This window comes from Corynebacterium sp. HMSC076G08, assembly GCF_001811515.1.
GTDB classification, from domain to species: Bacteria; Actinomycetota; Actinomycetes; order Mycobacteriales; family Mycobacteriaceae; genus Corynebacterium; species Corynebacterium hiratae.
The window spans coordinates 1-293 of the sequence record NZ_KV805040.1 but is presented as its reverse complement, the minus strand read 5'-3'; the positions used below and the strand labels follow the sequence as shown (position 1 = coordinate 293).

The window sequence follows — 293 nt, the reverse complement described above, 5'->3', positions numbered from 1 at the left end:
GACCAGTACACTCCTGAGTATGAGAACGGCTCTGGTAAGCCGGGTGATGACGTCGAGATTAAGAAGCCGACGTTTAAGGACGGCGACGGCAAGGAGACCACTCCGCCGGAGGGCACCAAGTTTGAAAAGGGCGAGGGCGCGCCGGAGGGTGTGACCGTTAACGAGGATGGTTCCGTCAAGGTGACCATTCCTGAGGGCGCTGAGCCTGGTACGAAGATTGAGGTTCCGGTTAAGGTGACTTATCCGGATGGTTCGACTGATGATGCCACGGTGACTGTCACGGTTGAGCAGCC

General features: G+C 57.7%; 1 protein-coding gene. It reads left to right on the top strand.

The genetic code is table 11. The features are described from left to right. Positions 1-293: YPDG domain-containing protein (locus HMPREF2806_RS05770; RefSeq protein ID WP_198531321.1), on the top strand; the 293-nt coding region annotated here is incomplete at both ends.